Raw genomic sequence first — 3,532 nt, 5'->3', positions numbered from 1 at the left:
GGACTCGCGAGCGGTGCGCCCGGTCGCTCCCGACGGCGGCCGACCACCCTAGCGTGTGAATCTGCGCACAAATAGTTACCCGCCAGTAGTGGCTGGATTTCATGCGGCCCGCACGACCCCGCAGCTCAGCGGGGACGTGCGGGCCGCACTGCCGTTCGCCCGTGCGTCCGACCGGCCGCATCAACGTTTCATCAGTGTTTGACCACCGGGTCACGCCCTGGTAACACCGATCTGTGAGCCTGGTTTCACCCACCGCCACCACCCGCTCACCCCCCGCCTCGTCTCACCCGCAATCGAGGGAGGACCCCGACATGCCGGCCGCATCGACGCACGTCCGCGTCACCGCGATCCCGTCCGTCACCGACGCCCTGAAGGCCGTGGAGGCACTGCTCCTGGGCGCCGGGCAGCGCACCGCCCGGCGCAACGCCTGGAACTCCGTACTGGAGGACCGTCGCCGCGCCAAGGACCGGGTCGAGGCCGAACACGTGATGGAGGTCGCGTCGGGGCGGGCTTCCCGGGCCACGTAAACTTCAGGACATGGCGAGGAAGGCAAACACGGGCAGCGCTGACGCTGCGAACCCCGGGCGACTGAAGCAGATCGCCCTCACGTACCAGATGACCCGGAAGGCTGACCCCAAGGTCGGCCTGGTCGTCGCGGGCGTGGGCATCGGCGTACTCGGTGTCCTCCTCGCGATCGGCTTCCTCATCGGTCATCCGGTCTACCTGGGCATCCTGGGCTTCGTCCTGGGCCTCCTGGCGGCGGCCATCGTCTTCGGGCGACGCGCCGAGCGCGCGGCCTTCGGGCAGATGGAGGGCCAGCCGGGCGCGGCGGCCGCGGTGCTGCAGAACGTCGGACGGGGCTGGACGACGACCCCCGCGGTCGCGATGAACCGGAACCAGGACGTCGTGCACCGCGCGGTCGGCCGGGCCGGCATCGTGCTGGTGGCCGAGGGCAACCCGAACCGGGTCAAGGCGCTGCTCGCGGCCGAGAAGAAGCGGATGAGCCGCGTCGTGGTGGACGTGCCGGTGCACGACATCATCGTCGGCACCGGCGAGGGCCAGGTGCCGCTGAAGAAGGTCCGCACGACCATGCTCAAGATGCCCCGGGTGCTCACCGGCCCGCAGGTCACCGCCGCCAACGACCGGTTGCGCGCGATGGGCGACCTGATGAGCAACATGCCGCTGCCGAAGGGGCCGATGCCCAAGGGCATGCGGATGCCGCGCGGCGGAAAGATGCGCTGACGACACCCCACTCGAACGGAAGGGCTCCGGACCGCACGGTCCGGAGCCCTTCCGCCGTCTTGGATCCGACCGCCCCGCAGTCTTCGACGCGGGCAGTCCCCGACGCGGCCCTCGATCCGGTGTTTCCCGCCGGTCAGATCCGGACCTGCACGGCACCGGAGAGACGGTCGTGGAGACCGCGGCCGTCGCGGTCCCAGATCAGGGCGGGGACCGCCAGGCAGACCAGCAGGGAGCGGAGCGCGGCACGGAGCGGGGCCAGACGGCCTCCGTTGACGGAGACCACCCGCAGGCCGAAGATCCGCTTGCCCGGGGTCGAGCCGACGGTGCCGACCGTCAGGACGCCCAGCACGAACAGGATGACCAGCGCCCAGTTGCCCGTCGCCTGGTTGTAGCCGTCGGTGATCAAGCCGTATGCGATCAGCAGGCAAAGGGCCCAGTCGACGGCGAGGGCGCCGAGGCGCCGCCCGGGGCGGGCGATCGAGCCGGGGCCCTCCTCGGGCAATCCGAGCTGCTGGCCGCGGTAACCGAAGTCGACGCCGGCGTCCTCGGCCGCCGCGCGGGGGCCGGAGAGCCAAGATCCGAGTGCTTGCCTGTTGTCCACCCGACCACCGTACTGCGCCCGTTTTTGATCAGTTCGGCCCGGGTGGTGATACGAGGTCGGTGGGGACAGCCGCACCCACCCCGGTTAACTTCGACGAAACAAATGGGTCACGCTTGAGAAATCCCGTCTGCCTATGGTCGGGTCCAGCGTGTGCCACCGCACTGGCCGCACGACCGAGCTGCAACCCCGCCCCTCCCCGGGCCGGGAGTAGGAGGAGTTGGATGTCCCAGAACAACGGGTTCCAGAACGCCGACGAGGTCCAGAAGTTCATCAAGGACAACGACGTCAAGATGGTCGACGTCCGGTTCTGCGACCTCCCGGGTGTGATGCAGCACTTCACGATCCCGGCGACGGCTTTCGACCCGGCGGAGGAGCTCGCCTTCGACGGCTCGTCGATCCGCGGATTCCAGGCCATCCACGAGTCCGACATGGCGCTCCGCCCCGACCTGTCGACGGCCCGTGTGGACCCCTTCCGCCGCGACAAGACGCTGAACATCAACTTCTTCATCCACGACCCGATCACGGGCGAGCAGTACAGCCGTGACCCGCGGAACATCGCGAAGAAGGCCGAGGCGTACCTCGCCTCCACCGGCATCGCCGACACCGCCTACTTCGGTCCCGAGGCCGAGTTCTACGTCTTCGACTCGGTGCGCTTCGAGACCTCGGCGAACCAGGGCTTCTACCACATCGACTCCGAGGCCGGCGCCTGGAACACCGGTGCGGAGGAGAACAACCGGGGCTACAAGGTCCGCTACAAGGGCGGCTACTTCCCGGCCCCGCCGGTCGACCACTTCGCCGACCTGCGCTCCGAGATCTCCCTGGAGCTGGAGAACGTCGGCCTCCAGGTCGAGCGCCAGCACCACGAGGTCGGCACCGCCGGCCAGGCCGAGATCAACTACAAGTTCAACACGCTGCTCGCCGCGGCCGACGACCTGATGCTCTTCAAGTACATCGTGAAGAACGTCGCCTGGCGCAACGGCAAGACCGCGACCTTCATGCCGAAGCCGATCTTCGGTGACAACGGCTCGGGCATGCACGTCCACCAGTCGCTGTGGTCCAACGGCGACCCGCTGTTCTACGACGAGGCGGGCTACGCCGGCCTCTCGGACACCGCCCGCTACTACATCGGCGGCATCCTCAAGCACGCCCCGTCGCTGCTCGCCTTCACCAACCCGACGGTGAACTCGTACCACCGCCTGGTCCCGGGCTTCGAGGCCCCGGTCAACATGGTGTACTCGCAGCGCAACCGCTCCGCCGCCATGCGCATCCCGATCACGGGCTCGAACCCGAAGGCCAAGCGCGTCGAGTTCCGCGCGCCGGACCCGTCCTCGAACCCGTACCTCGCCTTCTCGGCGCTGCTCCTCGCGGGCCTCGACGGCATCAAGAACAAGATCGAGCCGATGGAGCCGATCGACAAGGACCTGTACGAGCTGGCTCCGGAGGAGCACGCCAACGTGCCGCAGGTCCCGACCAACCTGGAGGCCGTCCTCTCCGCCCTGGAGGAGGACAACGAGTACCTGCAGGCCGGTGGCGTCTTCACCTCGGACCTGATCGAGACCTGGATCGACTACAAGCGCACCAACGAGATCGCCCCGATCCAGCTGCGCCCGCACCCGCACGAGTTCGAGCTCTACTTCGACCTCTAAGCCCCACCCGCTCCACGAGCCGGGGGTTCGTCGCTCCGATGCG

4 protein-coding genes are annotated in these 3,532 nt (G+C 68.6%); 3 read left to right on the top strand and 1 reads right to left on the bottom strand.

Annotation, left to right across the window (positions count from 1 at the left end; all coding sequences use genetic code 11):
- Positions 1 to 311 precede the first annotated feature (311 nt).
- Both ACFW2Y_RS28415 and ACFW2Y_RS28410 read left to right on the top strand, forming a co-directional pair.
- A complete protein-coding gene (locus ACFW2Y_RS28415) occupies positions 312 to 527 on the top strand; it encodes a hypothetical protein (protein ID WP_384884908.1) in 216 nt (71 codons plus the stop codon).
- Positions 528 to 537: 10 nt separating this feature from the next.
- Positions 538 to 1,242: a DUF4191 domain-containing protein gene (locus tag ACFW2Y_RS28410; protein WP_384884906.1), complete on the top strand. Its 705-nt coding sequence runs from the start codon at positions 538 to 540 to the stop codon at positions 1,240 to 1,242.
- Between the two features lie 133 nt (positions 1,243 to 1,375).
- Here ACFW2Y_RS28410 and ACFW2Y_RS28405 read toward each other — a convergent pair whose 3' ends face one another.
- Positions 1,376 to 1,843: an RDD family protein gene (locus tag ACFW2Y_RS28405; protein WP_384884904.1), complete on the bottom strand. Its 468-nt coding sequence runs from the start codon at positions 1,841 to 1,843 to the stop codon at positions 1,376 to 1,378.
- A gap of 221 nt (positions 1,844 to 2,064) precedes the next feature.
- On the opposite strand from ACFW2Y_RS28405, the gene glnA reads away from it, so the two are divergent.
- Entirely contained in the window at positions 2,065 to 3,489 is a 1,425-nt protein-coding gene (gene glnA, locus ACFW2Y_RS28400) for a type I glutamate--ammonia ligase (RefSeq protein WP_384884902.1), read from the top strand.
- Positions 3,490 to 3,532 lie beyond the last annotated feature (43 nt).

The sequence above is a fragment of the Streptomyces sp. NPDC058877 genome, from assembly GCF_042742855.1.
GTDB lineage: Bacteria > Actinomycetota > Actinomycetes > Streptomycetales > Streptomycetaceae > Streptomyces.
Note: the sequence above shows the minus strand (reverse complement) of the source record. Positions and strands in the feature narration are given on the sequence as shown.